The organism is Rhizobium sp. 007 (assembly GCF_015353075.1).
In the GTDB taxonomy this organism is placed as follows: domain Bacteria; phylum Pseudomonadota; class Alphaproteobacteria; order Rhizobiales; family Rhizobiaceae; genus Rhizobium.
Map to the genome: position 1 here is coordinate 1 of NZ_CP064190.1, position 18,832 is coordinate 18,832.

20 protein-coding genes and 1 pseudogene are annotated in these 18,832 nt (G+C 56.8%); 9 read left to right on the top strand and 12 right to left on the bottom strand.

The genetic code is table 11. From position 1 onward, the window contains the following. The first annotated feature begins 87 nt into the window (after positions 1-87). Together repC and ISN39_RS33295 are read left to right on the top strand one after the other, a co-directional pair. Positions 88-1,305: a plasmid replication protein RepC gene (gene repC, locus ISN39_RS33290; RefSeq protein ID WP_194732238.1), complete on the top strand. Its 1,218-nt coding sequence runs from the start codon at positions 88-90 to the stop codon at positions 1,303-1,305. A gap of 393 nt (positions 1,306-1,698) precedes the next feature. Then, positions 1,699-1,989, top strand: a complete 291-nt coding sequence (locus tag ISN39_RS33295; protein WP_194732239.1) for a hypothetical protein — start codon at positions 1,699-1,701, stop codon at positions 1,987-1,989. Positions 1,990-2,125: 136 nt separating this feature from the next. On the opposite strand, the gene ISN39_RS33300 is transcribed toward ISN39_RS33295, so the two are convergent. Continuing rightward, positions 2,126-2,335, bottom strand: coding sequence for a hypothetical protein (locus tag ISN39_RS33300; protein WP_194732240.1), 210 nt, complete (start codon positions 2,333-2,335; stop codon positions 2,126-2,128). Here ISN39_RS33300 and ISN39_RS33305 point away from each other — a divergent pair. The 3 genes from ISN39_RS33305 (at position 2,325) to ISN39_RS33320 (ending at position 4,370) form a co-directional block, all read left to right on the top strand. Further along, the gene (locus tag ISN39_RS33305; RefSeq protein WP_194732241.1) at positions 2,325-2,576 is read left to right on the top strand and encodes a hypothetical protein; all 252 of its coding nucleotides are present in this window, start codon (positions 2,325-2,327) and stop codon (positions 2,574-2,576) included. The two genes, ISN39_RS33300 and ISN39_RS33305, sit on opposite strands and share 11 nt — an antisense overlap. A gap of 17 nt (positions 2,577-2,593) precedes the next feature. Next, positions 2,594-3,304, top strand: coding sequence for a TniB family NTP-binding protein (locus tag ISN39_RS33310; RefSeq protein ID WP_246763583.1), 711 nt, complete (start codon positions 2,594-2,596; stop codon positions 3,302-3,304). A gap of 772 nt (positions 3,305-4,076) precedes the next feature. Then, the gene (locus ISN39_RS33320) at positions 4,077-4,370 is read left to right on the top strand and encodes a hypothetical protein (protein WP_194732244.1); all 294 of its coding nucleotides are present in this window, start codon (positions 4,077-4,079) and stop codon (positions 4,368-4,370) included. Here ISN39_RS33320 and ISN39_RS33325 read toward each other — a convergent pair. Further along, positions 4,357-5,274, bottom strand: a complete 918-nt coding sequence (locus ISN39_RS33325; protein WP_194732245.1) for a recombinase family protein — start codon at positions 5,272-5,274, stop codon at positions 4,357-4,359. The genes ISN39_RS33320 and ISN39_RS33325 overlap by 14 nt on opposite strands. A 517-nt stretch (positions 5,275-5,791) precedes the next feature. Here ISN39_RS33325 and ISN39_RS33330 point away from each other — a divergent pair. The 4 genes and pseudogenes from ISN39_RS33330 (at position 5,792) to ISN39_RS33345 (ending at position 9,698) form a co-directional block, all read left to right on the top strand. Next, positions 5,792-6,933, top strand: a pseudogene (locus tag ISN39_RS33330) (RHE_PE00001 family protein). Positions 6,934-7,060: 127 nt separating this feature from the next. Next, positions 7,061-7,501 carry a hypothetical protein gene (locus ISN39_RS33335; RefSeq protein WP_194732246.1) on the top strand — a complete coding sequence of 147 codons (441 nt, stop codon included), beginning with the start codon at positions 7,061-7,063 and terminating at the stop codon, positions 7,499-7,501. Positions 7,502-7,636: 135 nt separating this feature from the next. Beyond that, the gene (locus ISN39_RS33340; protein WP_194732247.1) at positions 7,637-8,737 is read left to right on the top strand and encodes a DUF262 domain-containing protein; all 1,101 of its coding nucleotides are present in this window, start codon (positions 7,637-7,639) and stop codon (positions 8,735-8,737) included. Further along, positions 8,727-9,698: a hypothetical protein gene (locus ISN39_RS33345; protein WP_194732248.1), complete on the top strand. Its 972-nt coding sequence runs from the start codon at positions 8,727-8,729 to the stop codon at positions 9,696-9,698. Before ISN39_RS33340 ends, ISN39_RS33345 begins: the two co-directional genes overlap by 11 nt. Here the strand turns inward: ISN39_RS33345 and ISN39_RS33350 are convergent. The 10 genes from ISN39_RS33350 to ISN39_RS33400 all read right to left on the bottom strand — a co-directional run bounded on the left by ISN39_RS33350 (position 9,692) and on the right by ISN39_RS33400 (position 18,758). After that, positions 9,692-11,299: an N-6 DNA methylase gene (locus tag ISN39_RS33350; RefSeq protein ID WP_194732249.1), complete on the bottom strand. Its 1,608-nt coding sequence runs from the start codon at positions 11,297-11,299 to the stop codon at positions 9,692-9,694. The two genes, ISN39_RS33345 and ISN39_RS33350, sit on opposite strands and share 7 nt — an antisense overlap. Before the next feature lie 211 nt (positions 11,300-11,510). Next, positions 11,511-11,750 carry a transposase gene (locus tag ISN39_RS33355; protein WP_348652032.1) on the bottom strand — a complete coding sequence of 80 codons (240 nt, stop codon included), beginning with the start codon at positions 11,748-11,750 and terminating at the stop codon, positions 11,511-11,513. Between the two features lie 243 nt (positions 11,751-11,993). Then, on the bottom strand, positions 11,994-12,614 hold the full coding sequence (locus ISN39_RS33360; RefSeq protein WP_194732250.1) for a hypothetical protein: 621 nt from the start codon (positions 12,612-12,614) through the stop codon (positions 11,994-11,996). A 12-nt stretch (positions 12,615-12,626) separates the two neighbouring features. Beyond that, the gene (locus ISN39_RS33365; protein WP_194732251.1) at positions 12,627-12,983 is read right to left on the bottom strand and encodes a hypothetical protein; all 357 of its coding nucleotides are present in this window, start codon (positions 12,981-12,983) and stop codon (positions 12,627-12,629) included. Between the two features lie 64 nt (positions 12,984-13,047). Next, entirely contained in the window at positions 13,048-14,241 is a 1,194-nt protein-coding gene (locus ISN39_RS33370) for an ankyrin repeat domain-containing protein (RefSeq protein WP_281438351.1), read from the bottom strand. Positions 14,242-14,395: 154 nt separating this feature from the next. Further along, positions 14,396-15,331, bottom strand: a complete 936-nt coding sequence (locus ISN39_RS33375) for a Tn3 family transposase (protein WP_348652035.1) — start codon at positions 15,329-15,331, stop codon at positions 14,396-14,398. Next, complete coding sequence (locus ISN39_RS33380) at positions 15,247-15,810, bottom strand: hypothetical protein (RefSeq protein ID WP_194732253.1); 564 nt, start codon at positions 15,808-15,810, stop codon at positions 15,247-15,249. The genes ISN39_RS33375 and ISN39_RS33380 overlap by 85 nt, the downstream gene beginning before the upstream one ends. Positions 15,811-16,184: 374 nt before the next feature. Beyond that, the gene (locus ISN39_RS33390) at positions 16,185-16,505 is read right to left on the bottom strand and encodes an HAD hydrolase-like protein (protein WP_194732254.1); all 321 of its coding nucleotides are present in this window, start codon (positions 16,503-16,505) and stop codon (positions 16,185-16,187) included. Then, the gene (locus ISN39_RS33395) at positions 16,502-17,395 is read right to left on the bottom strand and encodes an endonuclease/exonuclease/phosphatase family protein (protein ID WP_194732255.1); all 894 of its coding nucleotides are present in this window, start codon (positions 17,393-17,395) and stop codon (positions 16,502-16,504) included. The genes ISN39_RS33390 and ISN39_RS33395 overlap by 4 nt, the downstream gene beginning before the upstream one ends. Positions 17,396-17,480: 85 nt before the next feature. Then, positions 17,481-18,758, bottom strand: a complete 1,278-nt coding sequence (locus tag ISN39_RS33400) for an ABC transporter substrate-binding protein (RefSeq protein WP_194732256.1) — start codon at positions 18,756-18,758, stop codon at positions 17,481-17,483. Between the last annotated feature and the right edge of the window lie 74 nt (positions 18,759-18,832).

The window sequence follows — 18,832 nt, forward strand, 5'->3', positions numbered from 1 at the left end:
TTAGAGAATCGCACTTCCCGGAATCACAGTCAAGAGTCAACGCCACACCGGCGTAGCCTTTTCTTTGCCTTGTGAAAGGTGAGGAATATGGAAACGGGATATATAACGACGCCCTTCGGGCGGCGGCCGATGACGCTTGCCTTGGTGAAGCGTCAGGTGGCGACGGAGCAGACCGTGACGGCTAGCGCCGTGGATAAATGGCGGGTGTTTCGCGACGTAGGTGACGCCCGCTCGCGTCTTGGCCTCCAGGATCGGGCACTCACCGTCTTGAATGCGCTCCTGTCATTCTTTCCAGCTGTCGAGCTCAGCAGCGAGAAAAACCTGATCGTCTTTCCTTCGAACGCCCAGCTATCGGCACGGGCAAATGGGATCGCCGGGACGACGCTACGCAAGTGCCTGGGGATGCTTGTCGAGGCCGGCATCATCATCCGGAAGGATAGTCCCAATGGCAAGCGCTACGCTCGAAAAGGCGATGAAGGTGACATCGAAGATGCTTACGGTTTCAGCCTTGCTCCTCTCATCGCGCGTGCGAGTGAGTTTGCGGCCCTGGCCCAGGACGTCGCTGCCGAACAGCGACGGTTCCGTATCACGAAGGACCGCCTCACGATCGTCAGGCGAGATGTCCGCAAGCTCATCAGTGTTGGAATGGAAGAGAACCTGCCTGGTGACTGGGTGGCTGCAGAAGCGTGCTTTGTCGAGATAGTTGGACGCTTTGCGCGCCGACCGACATTGCAGGATTTGGCCAGAAGCCTCGATGAGATGAGCCTCCTGCATGATGAGGTTTCCAGGATGTTGGAAACACAGGAAGAAACCCAAAAAAGCGACGGCAATGACATCGCATTTGGATGGCACATACAGAATTCAAACACCGAATCTTGCAATGAATCTGAACCTCGCTTCGAAAAGAAGCAGGGCGAAAAGTCCGAGCCAACCAAGAAGACGGAGCGCAAGCAGGAACTGGAGGCTTTCCCGTTATCAATGGTGCTGCGCGCTTGCCCGGAAATTGGAAGCTTTGGGCCGGGCGGATCAATTGGAAGCTGGCGGGAGATGATGTCGGCCGCGGTAACGGTCCGTTCGATGCTCGGTATCAGCCCGTCGGCCTACGAAGATGCCTGCGAGGTAATGGGGCAAACGGCCGCATCGATCGCCATCGCATGCATTTACGAGCGGGCGGGCCACATCAACTCGGCCGGCGGCTATCTCCGGGATCTGACCGCAAAGGCGCGGCGCGGCGAGTTTTCGCTTGGACCGATGCTTTTCGCGCAGCTTAGGGCAAACGCGGTCCCAGCGAACGTGTCAGCATGAAGCGACAGTGATCTGAGCGGATTGTCGCGCTAAGGTACTGATATAAAACGGAGAAATAGAAGAGTTTCCGGCTGGCAACTTTAGGCTCAATTGCAGGACCGACGGGGCGCCGATACTCTCTCGCTGCCACTCATTAAGTCGTTGAACCGGCATAGCATTCTCCATATCTTGCGCTGAGCATTTGGGTTGAGGTCTGAAAAACTATGATTGCTCTAACATCTACGACGGTGGAGGTCGACGATGACGTCACGGGTCTCCAGTGGGCGGTTAGTGACTTCGAAGCACTGGCGAAATTGATCGCAGTCATCGCGCTTGGGCAGGCGCAGCACGCTGTGAGGATCATCGACGCGCTCGAACCTCATGGCCCTGCTTTATCAGACGAGGAACTTTTCCGTGGAGCGCGCGGTCAAATGTCGATCCGCGGGCAAACGGATCGCGCAGAAAGATGTCTCGCGCTACCATCGGGACGGCTTTCTGTTTGAATGCATTTCCTGGATTGTTGCGCGTCAGTCGAGCAGTTCCCGCACCTTCATGAAGGATCCGCACATTGCTGCCACGACGCAAGGTCTCGACGGCCTCGCGATCGAAATGGATCCGACTGAGCCGGTGATGGTTGGTGCAACTATCTTCGAGGACAAATGCACGGAAATCCGCGCCAGAATTTTAAGGGCGAGGTGCTCGTGACCTTTGGGGAGCACCTCGCCAGCAAACGAATGCGCGATCTGGTTGCCAATGCGGTGAGTTTGATCCGGGAGCGCGGGCTTAATGGGACTGAAGAAACGAAGGCGGCCGCCAGGGTGCTGGACAAGAGCTTTCGGACCTATCGGGCTGCGCTGACCGTCGGAGCCGAGGTATCGACGACTAAGAGACGAAGAAGCTCTTCAAGGGTTACAACGGTCTCGCCAATATCAACAAGGACCAGCGCGTTGGAGCAACATTGATCGTCAGCGATTTGCGCGACTGGTTTCAGAAACTCGCTGAAGAAGTAATCAAAGCACTCAAGCAATTTGAAGCCGACCATGTTTGACATTCGCACATCCGAACTTCTTCGAGCCGCGCCTAGTTTGCCCGAGCTCGACGCCCAACAAATCCCACAGATGCTGACGCGGCACTATGCCGAGCTCGTCTCGGCAAGGCTAAAGGGAGAAGATGACGTTGCGCCCAAGGAGGAAACATGGTCGCTCGATCGCATTGCTGACGCATACGAGATTGTGGCGTCAATTGAAGTGGATCCGGAACTTCGCCGGGCTGCTGCCTTCGTTGTATGTTGATCTATGGCGATACCGGCATGGGCAAGACCAAAATCATCCGCAAGTTCCTTCGCGATCCCGCGCCGATTTTCGATCGAGGCACCGGCATGACGACCATGCCGGTAGTGGCGATGCAGATGCCCGCGGAGCCGGTCGAGCGCGACGTCTATGGTGAACTTCTCAACGCAATGAGCGCACCTGGACCGATAGGCGACGCCACCTTTCGGCTGAAAACGACCTGCCGCAGTCTGATGCGCAGCATGAGCGTGCGTATGCTGAGCATCGACGAGATTCACGCGATGCTGACCGGCACCTACCGGCAACAGCGCATCTTTCTCAATGTCATCCGGTTTCTGGCGAACGATTTGAAGGTGCCGCTGATTTGTGCCGGAACAGACCTTGCGCGACAGGCGCTGCTGACCGATCCGCAGCTCGCAGAGCGGTTCGAGACGTTTCAGCTGAAGAGGTGGGTCAACGACCAGCAACTTTTGGCGAGCCTGGGCACCATCCTCCCGCTGAGGCGCCCTTCGGATCTCGGGTCCGCGCCTGTTCGTCGGCGAATTCTGGAACTCACCGACGGCGTCACGGTGCGGATATTTCGTTTGATCGAGACTGCGGCCGCAGAGGCGGTCCGCAGCGGCAAAGAGGCAATGACCCTTGAAAGCTTCGACGGCGAGGACCTGGTTTTGCCGCAGGTCGCCATGGCACAGCATACGGAGCGCCAACTCCGGCGACAGGTGGCACGGTGAGACACGTGCGGCTGCTTCCGGTCGCACCCCGTCCTTTTGCGGACGAACTGCTCACATCCTGGCAATGCCGTCTTGCCTCCCGCTATTCCAGCACGCCACCGCAGATCGAGGCCTGGCTTGGCGGCCGGCCGGCCTCAATGCGCGAAAGCTTCGAGGCGCGGGATTCGCAGCCAGACGAAGACACGACTTGGCGCTGGGCGCGCGGCTGCAGGCTAAAGGAATGCGATCTCCAGCAGCTGGCACTATCCGAGCTAGGGCGGCCTGAAGACTGCTACGTCAGGAGTGCGCTGAACCGAGGGGTTTGCGCCGTTTGCTTAGACGAGGGTGCCGAGAGGGGCGGCGACCACTATTGTCGGCGAAGTTGGGCTCATGTGGAAGCGGTCGCATGCCACAAGCACGGTGTCCGCCTGCAGAGCGCCTGTCAGCGTTGTATTCGCAACGGATATTCCAGTTTCGATCAATGCCGGAAGGCGTCAGGCTCATCTGTCCTTCTTGCGCTTCGGTGATCTCGGCAAGAGGGCGACGGCAACCACGACAGAACAGGATGCTGGAATCGATGTCAGCAATCGGTAGTGCGATCGACGAGAGGGGAACGCGGCTCAATGCTCTGACGGCCGCTAGCCGCTTTCTCTGGGCGCCATTGCAGAACGGATTGCCGTATATCACGTGCCTCGGGATTTCGCTTCCGTATGGGAAGCCGCCGCCGTCATCGACTGCACCTTCGCCGTTATCCACGCTGCCTCTCGCTTGGCGGGCCGCCTCCATCGAAGCCATGGCTGAGCTTGCAGGCTTGGTCGAGTGTCGTGAAGTCGGAACCGTCCCGCCCTTCGTGCATGAAGCCTTCAGGAAGATCCGGGGAGGGGAGGGAGAGCAGGCGCCGGAAGAACCCGCCGCCGCGGCTCAGGATGAAGGCGCTGAGCTGAAACTGCGGAGCGATGGCGATTACCGTCGCCTGGCGCTGCAGATTCTCAAAAGCCAAGCCTGGAAGACCATGCCGTCGAACAACGGCAGGAAAAAGAACCGCGCGATCGGTCGCCTGATGAACCGTGCCCTCAGCGGCGGATAAGGCCAAACCGGTGGGCTTCGTCCATCAGGTCCCGGACGGAGGAGGGCTGCCATTTCTTGCCGCCTCGCGCGGGCCGTTCTCCCATCTGGTCCAGTTGAGAGGCGATGTCTCGCAGCGATAGATCTGGATCGGCAATGGCGATCGCCGCTACGAGCTTCATCAGATGGTCTTCCGGAGCACGGCGAGGCGACCGGGTGAGAAGTTCCTTCTCAGCGAGCTTTTCGCGGACCATGCGATGGACGGCGCGACGAAGGCGCTCAACGGTCCAGTCGTGGCCACGACGATTGAGAACCCGCACGACATTGTCCCAGCTGTGCTGAGGCCGGAGCTGCCGCACTGTCGGCAGCCAAGTTTGCGCGGACGCAATGAGTTCGTCGAGATACAATTTCTCGCGTGCTTTCGAAACCGCCTTGATCGCTTCCGGCCGGCGCTCTCGCAGACCGGGATTTCCAGGAAGCTTCCCTCGCGCTTTCGCAGCTTTGATGCCAGCCTTCGTGCGTTCTGCGATAAGCGCTCGCTCGAGTTGGGCGACAGCACCGAGAACCTGAAGCGAGAACATGCCCTGTGGCGTTGAAGTATCGATCGGATCACGAATGGATCGGAAATGAGCTCCGCGTTGCTCAAGGTCCTCGATCACCTGCAGCAGGTGGCTGACCGATCGGGCCAGCCGATCGAGGCGGACGACGACGAGGACGTCTCCCGCGCTGAGCTCTCCAAGCAGCCGCGTCAAGACCGGCCGAGCACGCGATGCCCCGGAGCCATGTTCTTGGTAGATGCGATCGCAGCCAGCGGCACGCAGTTCATCCATCTGGGCGTCGTGGACCTGGTCGTCCGTCGAGACGCGCGCATAGCCGATGAGCCGCTTCGGAGGTTGGGGGACGTTAACTGTTTGTCTCTTTGCCATCTGGCTTTTCAGCGACCCATTTCGAGGTGTTTTGTACAGATAAGAAATGCCTGAGAAAATGTTCAGTTGCAAGCGTGTTTTATGCCACGAATACAGCCCCACCAGACTCGAAACAGATACATGGACGAGGGTCGGGCCGTTAAGGCGCAGAAACGCGCGCTGACGGGCTTTTGTGGCTGAAACGCCTGAAAAGTAACGGATCTAGAGGAGGGGAGGGCGGGGAGCTGCGCTCGGACGCCGCTACTGAACTGCTGAGGGAACTACAGCGAGTTGGGGAAGCGCTGTAAAGGCGCTTCGAAGTCCCGGCATCAGCGCCCAGTACGTTGCCGAAATCTGCTCGAAAGGCCGGGAATCCAGGCGTTTCCGGTCATTCAGGGAGGCCGAAATCAGTGAGTTGCGGCGCTGTGGCAATCGCTTCCAATAAGCGGTACTTATCGGAAGTCAGAAGCGCGTTGGAAATTCGCAGCCATGGCGGAAGCTAAGGTAGATATCGCTTCTGGTTAATAGCGTATTTACCATGATTTCAATGCGTTACGATCTCGCCAAATTGCCATCCAGACCCTGCTGCCGCCGATTGCCGACGCAGGCTCGGCCTTGGCGCGGCTCGACGAGCGCATCGCCTGCTCAGCCGTAGGAAATGGATGGATCGAACGATCCCATTTCGCAGATGCCTGCGCCTCGCTGTGGATCGACGGCGAATTCGTCCATCTCGAAGACCTCGTCCTCCACGACGCCACCCGCGACATCCGCACTCCGACCGACGAACTCACCATCGCCCGCGACGTCCTGAAAACCCGCCGACGCATCGCGACCCAGCCGCCCGGCTGGGCATTGTCGGCCGACGGTCTCTGTACCCTCCGCGGCCAGGCGTGGCCTGGACCATCTTTTGGTGGCGACGGCGTCGCCGAGAGGGAAGGTGCCGCGGCGCGTATCGATGAGGCTGGAGAAGGGGAGGGGAAGGACAGCGATGACAGCGCCAGCCTGCTTGACGCCGAGTTCGCCGCCATCGATGCGGTATTGGCCCGGTCCGAACCGGCGCTCAAGCAAGCAAGGACGCCGAACCGCGTCGGTTCCCGGGAAAAGGATCCGCTGGTTTATGATCTCGACTGGGATGAAGATGCGAGGCTCGACGAATGGCACGGCGTGCTGCGGCGAACGCAAGATTTGCCGGCGGTGTTGCAGGCCATAGTTGCCCTCGACGCCTGGAACGAATTGTCGGTGCTGCAGCATGCGCCCTGGCTCGGCCGGTTGTCCGCCGCCTCGATCCTGCGCGAGGCCGGCGTCACCACTGCGGGGCATCTGGCCGCCATCAATCTTGGCCTCAAAACCATTCCCGTCGATCGCCGCCGGTATCGCGACCGCGAAACCCGGCTGCTTGCCTTTGCCCACGGTTTTTTGGCAGCTGCCGAGATCGGCCTCAAGGAACACGACCGTCTGGCGCTGGCGCGAAAAATGATGGAGCGGAAACTGGATGGGCGCCGCACGTCGTCAAAACTGCCGGAGTTGGCCGAACTGGTCATTGCGCGGCCGCTGGTGTCGGCCGGTATGGTGGCCAAAACCCTCGACGTCACACCGCAGGCGGCGCAGCGTATTGTTTTGGAACTGGGGCTCAGGGAGATGACGGGGAGGGGAAGGTTTCGGGCATGGGGGATTATGTAATATGGAGTGGAAATTGATTATTCGGATGAAAGGATTGAAGGTGGCACGCTTTGGATATGGGGCGCATAGAATGTTGAGGGAGATATGGCCATAGCGTCGCTTGTGATTTCAATTTTGGGTTTCTTGGTTGCGTTGGGCACTGCGATCGCCCGCTAAACGCCAAGCCAACTCGGCCGAGGTTCAGGCTATTCACGCCGAAACTCAGGCCGCGGCTGCTAAAAGCCAAGCCTCTTTGGCAGAGCGTCAGCTGGCGGATCTGCAGAAGAAAATCGGGATGGTAACTGATCCCGAAAAAATGTTTGAGATTCTACCCATTTGGTACATTGAACGCATGGGGCGCGATGACTGGGGATTTGGGCTACTTCTGACGTCGTCCGAGATCATGGCTGTCGCTCGAATTGAAGCGATCTCAAGTGAACGCCAGTGGATGGAAGTTACGATGCTCGAAAAAGGCCAAGGGCCCGTGGATATAAATGATATCTCTCTGCTCTACGCGCCTACCGACCGACTGAAGGCGTCCGTCAGGATCGCGAATGTGGAAGCTGCCTTCGAGCTCTGGACTAGCTAAGCTAGGAAGTCTGCCGGGATTTGGCAATCGCACAGTGCATCTGTGACCTGACAGCGCCCGTTCTGATTGACTAATTGGCGCGTCTCAGCGATCACATAAAACTTCTATCAACAAGTTCTTCACGCGAGATATTAGATGGTAAAGATCAACCGCCGTCCGGGCACACAGGACATTTCGTGGTTTCTCGATCAAAACGACGCTAAACGGCTTGATCTAGATCCTCCCTACCAACGCCGAAGCGTCTGGACGTCCAAGGATCGACGGTACTTCCTTGATACTGTGTTTCGGGGCTTTCCGTGCCCGCCAATCTATCTTCATAAGACAATCGATTCCAACGGGGCTTCTATCTATCACGTAGTTGACGGCAAACAGCGGATCGAGACGATACTTCGTTTCGCGAAAGGAAAGGTGCGTCTTCCAGAAGACTACGGCGATGATCGCCTGAATAATAAGCGTTGGCCGGATATCACGGCCGACACCGAGATGCGAAACCAGTTCCTCAACTATGCTTTCGTGGTTGAATATTTCGACGACGTCGACAGCACCGTCGTTAATGAAATCTTCTCGCGTATGAACAAAAACTCTCGCAAGCTTACGCAGCAGGAAATCCGGAATGCCCGCTTTGATGGGTGGTTGAGCCGGCAAATCGATAGCGAAGTAGAAGAAACGATCTGGAAGCAAATTGGTATCGTTACGACTGGCCGAGCGCGTCGCATGGCTGACGTGCAGTTCATCGCTGAGCTTTTTATGATCGTTTTGCAGGGGGAAATCATCGGCTTCAACCACGATGCCATCGACCTCGCTTTTGCCGAGCATGAGGACATCTCAGATCCGGACAACCCGTTCGATGCTGAGAAATTCACCAGGGCTCTAGTTGCAGCTCGTTCTTATCTTGCCAAGATGTATGATTGTGACCCCTCGATAGCAGGCTATCTTTCGAGCGTCTCTAATACTTATATCTTGTGGGCAGTACTGGTACTTTACGCTGAGAAATTGCCCGATCCCACAGCTCTTGTTAAACGGTACAGCGCATTCATGGGCGAGGTTTCCGCTGTTGGTGTAGAGCGCAAACGCATTGCCGCTATCGATCCAGATGACGGCGGTTCGGTTGAGGGCACGACGTTTAGTGACGAAGCAGAAGCGTACTTCGGTGCAAATCAAAGCGCGACAACTGAATATCCGCAGCGTCAACGGCGTTTACTTGCCTTAAAGAAGGCGCTGAAGATTGAAGATTGATAAGCGAACGAGAGACGCCTTCAACGATCAGTTGGCGATAAATCGACGTGTCAAGGAACAGGTCGACCTGCGCCAGAACCTATTCGACAAAAACTGGCATTTCGTTTCCCGCCTGAAGGAAGAGGAAAGCTTCGCTCTGAAAGTAGAGGCAGGGATTTGCGATGAGAATCTTGTCATCGACGACTTCTTTGCTTGCACCGTAGTTGTCAGAAACTCGACCGAAATCGCGGCGGCAACAAAGATCATCGAGGATAACTTCGCTGTTGTTAAGCGCAGACCCATTTCGCCCGATAAGACGAAAAGCCGACCTACAGAATTCCAATTTGATGACCTACGCATGTATGTTCGCCTCAAGCCTGGTTACGCTGGAGCGAGCGAGATCCATGGTGTCGTGTTCGAGGTCCAGGTCAAAACTTTCCTTCAGCATGCTTGGGCGATAGCAACGCACGACCTCACTTACAAAACTGACGAGGTAAATTGGGCCCGATTTCGGGTTGCATCACAAATTCGAGCCATGCTGGAACATGCGGAACTGTCAATTGAGCGCTTTGATAGTCTCGCCAGTTCCAATATTATTGCCAAAGAGTATCAGGAATACGTGGACGCCCATCGCATCATTTCCGCTTTGAGAGAGAGATTCGATCCTGTTGCGCTACCTAGGGATTTGCAGCGGCTTGCCCTCGCGATCAACGTGGCCTTGATGGCTTTGGGTGTAACCGCTGACGAATGTATGGAGTGCCTTGACAAGGACACCGCGGCGGGTCGCGGCGTCAAGGAGTTGAACCTGTCGCCGTACTCGATAGTTCTCCAGTCTGTCTTAGCGCACAAACAACTTGATACGGGAAAGCTTGCTGCAAAAGCCAGCAAAAAGCAGAAATACCGACCGATCATGCTGTCAAAGGCAGTCACCGTGCCTGACGCCGTCGCTCCGCTGTTTGAGAAAGTGATTAGGCTTTATTGACCCGGCGAGCGAATCCGGTCTTTCCTCTTTCGACTGAGCCGGGCACGGAACGCCTCCAGATCTTTACGACTGTATGAGTTGTGCTCAATGAAAAAATCGTCGGCGATGTTGGTTGCTCTTTCGTAGTCGCCATCCTTCATAGCGGAATCCGCGCGTGCAAAGGCGGTCCGCAGCGTAGTGATATCCGATTTTACGGTCACGACTCGAATGCGGCGAGCATCGCTCGGTTCGTGCTTGAGTAGCCCTGATCCATACGGGCGCCCTTCGATCTCAGCAGAAAGCTGTCCAAGCGAGGACACCATGCTCAGGGGCAACTGAAGCTTCAGCATCTCATCTTGCGGTGATTTGAAACGCAGCGCGTAAAGGGCGTTGGTGCACGGCAATTTGTCAGGATTGAGCGCAAGTCGTGGGAACAGATGCGACATGCCCGTCAGTACCGCGTCAGGCTCATCGTCGCCTTCAAATGGCTGGTGCCAAATTTTTCGCTTTTTGAACGTAACATTGGTATCAATGGTGGTGGCCGGCATAGTCTCGAGATAGGCGAGCACGCTTTTATCCGTTCCGAACGCAGTATCTAAGACGCCGACCTTTTGTCCCTGTTTGAATTGCCCAGCAATTGTTCTGGCAGAGAACATAAGCCCCGTCACCGTGGAGGCCTTGGTCGCCGCCATCCTTAAAAGGCGAGGCTTAATGCCTACCTCCTGAGCGCGCTTTCGGTCGAAGAGAAAGAATCGGCTATCCCCGAGCACGGCACCGATCTTGATATTGCAAATATCTCCGAGACAATCTGTGCCAATTTTTGAAAGTGGATCGTCACCATCATAGTGCGGTTGGTGGTGGGTGTATGGATCGCGCAGGCATGCAGAGGCCTCGGCGAGGCTCTCGACATAGAAACGTTTCAGAACGGCGCTATTCGTACCCTCTGCTGACCACCGGTCGCAGAATACCAGAACAGTTTTTTCAGCTGCTCCTTCGGTTTCGAATAGGTGCTGTTTGATTTCGATTTCAATGACGCTTTCGAAATGCTGCGCCAAGAATTGCCGCACGGACTTTGCATAGGTTGCATACAAATAATTCTGCGGCAGCACCCAAGCCATCCGTCCAAGCGGCGCCAGGAACGAGCAAGCGTGAATGACGAAGAAAGCCCAAAGATTTGCCTGCATCGGCAATTTCGCAAGTTTCGCGTCACGGAGTCGGGACGCTCGGACAAAAACCGCTTCGGAAATCTTGTGATGACGGACGTAAGGCGGATTTCCGACGATGGCATGGACGCCATCACATGCGATTTCGTTGCGGGTGATTCCCAGAAAATCGCCAAGTCGAAAGTTCTCTGCATTCGAGTCGGGATGGCGAACGCTAAGGGCTGCGAACGCGGAAGGATCGATGTCGGCGCCATAGATCGATGAAATAGGATGCTCAGCGCCCAACTCAGCTATCCGATTACGAGCACTTTCGATGAACTCGCAACCGCCGAAGCTAGGTTCTAGTACGCGATCAGCTGCCGTACGGATTGCCCATCCGCATAAGATGTCCGCCACGGCTCTTGACGTGTAGTACGCGCCGAGCGAGCGGCGCTCTTGGGAAAACTCTCGGCGGCCCAACCTGATTCCTTCCAGCGGATCGACGAGTTATGCAACAGCCGTGAGTAGATTTCACGCCCTAACTGATCGGGGCAGGGGCGAAAGCTACGTTTTTCACTGTTTTGCATCTACACCGAAGCAAGCGCCGTTTGTGCTGATCTCATATCTGGTCAGAATGCCCACTCTCGACGACCACAATGCCTCCCGATACGCTATTGAATGCGGAGCTAGATTAATCTACCGGCGTGATGCTCTTGGCATGAGCATGGCACTCGCCGTTCCGAAGCTGCTGGCAGCACTGCTTGTGCCGCTTGGCTTCCGACACGTCCATGCCGCCGAATTTGGCTTTCCATTTATAGATGCTGGCATCGCTGACGCCGTGTTTGCGGCAAAGCTCCGAGACCGGCGTGCCAGCCTCATGCTCTTTCAGGATGCCGATGATCTGTTCGTCTGTGAAACGGGTGCGCTTCATTTCCTGGTCCTCTCAATGGGCCAGAGCTTACTGCAAAATGGATTATTTCAACGGGGCAAGGTCAATTTGTTGGAAATAAACACCGGTAAGATCGAACTACGCGGGCTAGGTTTGAGTTCAAAGGCGCCGCCGGTCCTCTCATCATGTGGATTCTGTTCTTTGGCGATAGCCAGCGCTATCAAAATGCTCTGGTAGATCCGAGAATTCCCCAACAGGGCCGCGGCCCTATAGGGTTCCCATGTTTCAGGACACGCACGACCCTAGTCTCCCTGCCTCGACGGAGCCTAAATCGGCTGATCTCAGTTGGGGCACGCCTCCTTTCCCGACATTTGCCGTACCCTTCAGCTGTTCCGTTACTAAGTCCATATAGCGCTTGGCTTCGAACGGCTTGCTTTTACCGACAACAATGAAGTATTCGGCGCCCGCGGAGGACGTTATTTTGAAGGGAATCGGATAGGTGACCCCTTTGTCTACGGGCTGCGCTGACACGCCTTCCGGCGAAATCGCGTAAAGCCCTTCCTTATAATTCCATCCAGCAACAGCCACCCAGCCGTCGGCCGAGCGCGCATAGGTAAGCGTGATGTCCGATCCGACCGGACAGGGAATGCCATTGGCGTCGACAGGCCTTTCTGCGCTTGGCGCGAGCACCTCGAATTTCGTTGCGATAGCTCGGTCGGGCTCAAAGAGCTGAGGCCACGGAGCCAAGCGCGCCGCCACCCAGAACAACCCGCTTCCCAGCAAAGCCTCCTGCGCGGCCTCTACGGCAATTACCGCAACAAGAAGCCCCGAGATGATCTGTGCCCACCTGGGGAGGCGGGAAATTGCGGTCCAGAGTTTTGCCAGTATTTCCAAGAGTTCCTTCATTCGCGTGGTTCCTCACAGCAGCGGAACGAGGGGGAAATCTAACAGGTCAGAGCCCTGGTGCCATATATAGTCAGGTGTCTGAGTTGCACCGGAAAGCTCGTTCTTTACTATCTCAGGTAGCATTTTTGTCATCGTGTCTATAATCTCCCTCACGGACAGGTAGTTGGCTCCGGCGCGGCGAACTCCCGTCCCCTTGATCACCTGAAGGAGCCCCCGCGTGAAGAACCCGTTCCCGTTTCTGACGTCCTCATAAGAAAGGGCGCCACCTAGGTTCGCCGTTAGCGCAATTTTGCCTCCCTCGAAGCTCTTCTGCTGCGCTTCTAGTGAGCTGTAACTGAAATCGCTGAAATCACCCTTCGCGTTGCCCACGAGTCCGGCGTGGCATGCATCGAGAATGAGAACGACGTGCCGAGCCTTTAGGCCGAGTGCCCATTCACGGAGATGTTTGAGACGGAGCGCAGTTGAGTCGAGATTTTGGAGATCGGAGTCGTGAAGCAATAGAAAGACCTGATCCGGAGCGCCGGGTAATCTTGAAACCGTGTCCGGAAAAGAAGAACAGGACAAGATCATTTTCTCCGACTGCGCCGACCGTAGCAAAGGCTGCTTCAAGCTCTCGGTGTCCAGCCTTTGCGCCAACGAGATCGACGACTTCCCATCCCCTTCCAAGCCCCCCCTCTCGTATGACCCCGGCAACGTCCGCTGCGTCCTTGTCTGCAAATTGCAAATCGACAAGGCCAACTTGGTTGCTAGGGACCTCACTTCGAGCCGGCAGGTTCTTATAGTCGGCGATGCCGACAACGACAGCAATCTTGCGATTGTAGGGAAGGTCCCGAGGCCCATTCGCGTCTGCGGGTTTAGGGTTCGGCGTAGCGCCTTTGCTAGCTAAAAGGTCAGCGCTTTTGACGCTATCGACCGGTCCGTCCTGATAAAGTGTCAAAACCGCTTCAAGCCGAACCGACTGCACTAGAAAAGGATAACGCGAGCTGTCGTACTTGCTCCAGAGCGTTCGGGCAAGAGCTTCATCGGGATTAAATCGTCTCGACTGAATGATGCGGTATAAGGCGATAAGCTCCTGCTGGTCCTCAGCTGACCCTATTGCGCTCGCTAAATCCGCAAGGGTTTGGCTGCGCCACTTGCGGATATTGGCAATTACCGGGTCGACCTGGGCCTGGCCTTCAAACAGGCTCCGGTAGATCGTCTTGAGGTATTCATCGGTCGCTTGGGACGCCTCGGCGAGAAGGGATGGCCATCTGGGATCGTCTTTGGAGAATCCAGCCGCCACCCACGATTTGAGCCGAAGAGGGTCCAGTCGCTCGTTTGGGGGGCTCCCCGCAGGATCAACCTCCGCTCCGGCCGCAATCAGCAATTCTGCAATTTCGTGAAACCCGCCTCCGAGGTGATACCAACTCAAGGCCGCATCGAGCGGACGCTCCAGTAGGTTAGGAGGATCAGCCTTCGGCGGCGCGGGAGAGGCACCCCGCCGAAGTAGAAGCATCACGGTTTCGACGTGTCCTGCTTCCGCCGCTGCGGCTAGCGCATACTGGCCCATGTAAGGCACGTTTGGGTCGAGCCCGCGATCCAGCAAGGCACGTACGAGCCGGGAATGTCCAGCCCGGCTAGCATCAATGAATCGATTGTAAAGCTCTTATCCTCGATAAACCGGTTTTCCGGCCCGAGTCGGCCGCAAGGATCCGAAGTGAAGCATCTTCGAAACGGGCAATTGCGGCTTGCTGGCTCCAGTACATTATTGGGACGCAGATATACGGTAGGCGGTTTTCCGCTCAGGATGGAGCCGACCTGATCGGCAGGAAGCCCTCCTCATCGACCTCCAGGGCGTCGGACCAGACGTAGTCGCCGGTAATATTGATATGGTCCCAGCCCAACGGCGACAGTTTGGGGATCATCTTCTCATCGAATGGCCTGCCTTGCCGGCGCATGGCCTCCGTGATCCGTCCGAGATACCGGCAATTGAAGAGTACGATGGCGGCCGTGACGAGATTGAGGGCTGCGGCCCGGCTCGCTTGGTTTTCATGGCTCCGGTCCCGGAAGCGTCCCAGGCGATGGAAGGCGACGGCGCGGGCAAGGGTGTTTCGCGCTTCGCCCTTGTTGAGTTCTGCGGTGACGAGTTGCCGAAGAGCGGGATCCTCAAACCATCGTAAGGTGAAGAGGGTGCGTTCGATTCGCCCGATTTCGCGCAAGGCCGCTGCCAGACTGTTCTGCTGCCGGTAGGCGGACAGCTTCTTCAGGATAAGGGAAGGTGTGACCACCTTGTCGGCGAGTGCCCGGATTACCTTGCCGATTTCATCGGCATGCCCCAGGATTAGGTGAGCGTCGAGCCGGTGTCCAAACAGCGGCGCCAGACGGCCATATCTTGTTTTCGGTTCGAATGCATAGAGTTTGCGGTCCGACAGGCGCGGAATTCGAGGCTCAAAGGAGCGGCCCAGCAGCGCTGCGATGGCGAAGACGATATCGGAAACTCCGCCGCCATCGACATGCAACGCCCCGATGTCGACATTGCTTTCGTGGCCGAGAATGCCATCCAATGCATGGATGTTGCCCTTTTCAGAAGGAAAGACAGCCAAGGACCTGCTGAACGTGCCGCCGGCATTGGCCGGAAGGTCCGCGAAGGGACTCAGGTCGCGCCAATCTGAAATAAAGGGCACGGCGGCGGTTTCGGACTGTTTCCGCGACCGAGCACGCTGAAGAGTAGTGTCCATAGCAAACGTGCAAGCAGTAGGATCAGGATGGGTGCCGAGAAACTGAGGGTCATCAGCTCCGCCAGTTCGAGACCGCCCGCTGCCGTAAAGAACAATAGCCAAGCAAACAGCATCAATACTGCGCGAACGAGTACGATGCGGGAAGGTTGACCGAGGATCGACGTACATCCCCGAATATGCCCGAGCACTGCCGCCAAGATTATGATGACAAGGCTTCGCATAAACAGGATTTCTGTGACCGCGTAATCGGCAACGAGCCATTTGGCCAACGCATCCTGCAATGCGAAACAGGCATAGCCGGCACAGGCAAGTACAATTCCCACAAGAGGGGGCCTGTCGGCAGTTTCAAAGGTCATATGATATCTCGGAAAAATCTGGCGCGATGTATCCAGGGAGTTGGCGGTATTAAATCGAGAGGTACCGTTGCCCGGCCCTTTTTTCAGGAAGGACCAGGCGATACTATTGCCGATGCGCGTCAAACCGCTTCATGTAATATCTGCGCAAGGTCAGAGATCCGCCATAGGAAGCCGTCCGGTTCGCAGCTCTGCAGAGCGGAGTACATCCGTTCGGATTGATGTGCGGCGCCTATGAAGGCGCAGCTGCGCATTTTCGCGCGGCGAGCGGCTTCGAGACCAGTGACGCTATCCTCAATCACCAGGCACTCTGACGGCTGGACACCCATTGCCTCCGCAGCAAGAAGGAAGACTGCGGGATCTGGCTTATGTAGACCAAGGTCGTGAGAAGAAAAGAACCTCGGCCCTATCAGATTGAAGATCTTTGCAGAGCGCATGCGCAGGATAAGATCTTTTCGTGTTGCGTTCGAAGCGACGCAGAACGGAATACGCAGGGTCGTCTAAGCATCGACAGTTCCAGCCGTGGGTGCGAGGCCGGCAAGGATTGCCTTGCGCCATTCAACGTCGACCTCCTCCATGAAGCGCTCGGGCAGCGAAACGGTGGCGAGTGCTTCAAGCAGGGTCGCTTCTTGAGCGCGCGGAACACCGGCGAGCGTCGCTGCGATATCGGCCGGTGAGACGGTCCGACCGAGTTCAGCGAGTTTGCTGGAGATGATCTGCGCCACAAGTGTCTCTGTCTCAACCAATGTTCCGTCGAAATCGAATATGATCAGCTTCGGCGGCACGGCAGTAATTGCATGGCTTAATGAAGTACCAATCATCGACTTGCTTTCATCCCGAGATCGAGCGTGACAAAAATGGGTTGGTGGTCCGACCCGGCTGCCTCTTGGTCGATCCTCATCGAAATCAACGACGGAACGTAGTCTTCTGTGACAAAGCAATGGTCGAGCCGCATGGCCTGTTTCTCTGGCCGCTTGAAAGTCCAGCCTTCTGCTTCGCCGTGTCCGGTCATAACCCAGGCATCGAACAGGCCGTCGGCCGGCATGACCCTCTTACGCAGCATCGGCGACGCATCACCTAGCAGGTGTTCATATTCAGGCGCGCCCGGCTCAAAGTTCATATCCCCCATGATGACGCCGCCGCGAGGCCACGCCGGCAATGGCCCGGGGAAACCGGCGTCATCTGGCTCTGCACCGCCCCACGGCGCGCCGCGGCGCGCGGCGTCGAGCATGATCGCCCGCAGCGCCTCGGCTTGCGGCATGCGGTTCAAAGGGGAAACATGATCAAGATGCGTGCAGCAGAAGCGCAGCGGCGAGACAGGCGTGGCGATCACGGTCTCCAACAGCGTACGCTGGAGATGAAGCGTTCCGTAGAGGCCAATCTTCGGAAGCGTGTGGTTGGTAGCACTTTGGATGGGCCAACGCGACAAAACCATATTACCGAATTTATGGCGCAGGCCGGGCCGGCCGCCGGTTACGCTTTCGTTGAGGTGAAGGTCAATACCAGGCCCGTAGGTCCAAAATTCGCGGCCCAGCAGACCAGCGATTTCAGCGGGCTGATCGACGAAATTCCTTAGCGGATTTCCGATTTCCACTTCTTGCAACGCGATGATGTCGGCGTCACCAAGGTCAGAGACGATTCTGGCAAGATCGTGCCGTTCGTCCTTCCCGACCCCGTACTGAATGTTGTAGCTCGCAAGTGTTATCTGCACGGTTGTTGGCTCGTTTCCTGTTTGGATAGTGGTAGAGATACGAAGGGATTTGGCCCGATTTCCCTTCTGGCAATCGGGCCTTCACTCATTTCAGAAGATCGGCCGTCTTTGTAGCGATGCGTTTTAAACCGTCTTCTGGCGATAGTTTTCCGCGTTGAACGAGGTCGATCACGTTGCGCTGAGCGCGCCAGATCTCAACACCGTTTGAACCGGGATACGCATACCAAGGCCCAGCAATTTCTGCTTGTGTGGCAGCAGTGCGGTAGTTTGGGTTGGAGGAATAGAACGGCGCCAATAGGGCAGCGGCTTTCTTGTTCGTCGGCATGTAACCGGTGGTTTCAGTGATCCGAGCTGGTGCCTCCGGTCCTGTAACGAATTTCACGAACTCCCAGGCTAGTTTTTGCTTCTCAGGATCCTTTGCGAGAATCACCGCCGCATTTCCACCCGAAGGAAGGCGGCCGCTCACCCTGTCAGTAAGTGGATAAGGCGCAGTTCGCATCGCGAAGCGGTCGCCGATCGTCTGCATGAAAGAGCGAACAGAAGAAGGCGAGGTTATGTAGAAGCCGAGCTTCCCAGCAAAGAACAGTTCCTTGTAGGAGTTTTGCGACGTCGCAACATCCATGTCAGCCGCCTCCGCGATGTGGCGCAGAAACCGCAACGTTTCGAGACCAAGAATGTTGTCGTATCCGACCGCCTTCTCATCCTTGGTAAGCATGGCGCCGCCACGCTCGAGAATCGCTGCCTGCCAGAGCCAATCACTCTCGACGGATCCGACGGAATAGTTCATTCCGCAGACGTCTCCACCAAGCGCATTAATCTTGCGCGCCAACGCAATCACACCTTCCCAATCGGACGGGAAGTGGTCGGGGTCGGCTCCAGCTTTCTTTACAAGGTCCGCGTTGTAATAGACGATCGGCGTGGAGGCATTGAAGGGAATGCCGTATTGAACGCCATCGACTTGGCCCAAAGAGAGAATGGCGGGCGAGTAATTCTGCTCCAGCCATTCTTTACTTTCGGCGCCGATAAACGGCGTTAGAGGAACTGCCTGCCCGCGAGACTTCAATGTCGTCACGAGAGGGCGCAGCACCGAAAATCCCGAGAAGTAGACGTCCGGCAGGTTGCCGGTCATGGCATTCCGGGTGACGACAAGGTTCGCTTCGTTGTAATCAGGCGGGGAAACCCGGAACTCGACCCTGACGCCGGGATGAGCTTTCATGAATGCATCAGCGAGCGGCTGGTAGTTACCGTGGTCCCCGGGCCAGGCGTGGAGGACCTCGATTGTCGTTTCCGCCTGCGCAGGCGCGATCGACACCATCGCAAGGCCCCTGGCCAGGCCGAGCCATCTGATTGTACGATTGAACATGGGTTTCATCTCCGTGGAAAGCGCCCATGGGCGCCGTTGGCTCGGCCGCCGTGGGATCGGTGCCGGATAATGGA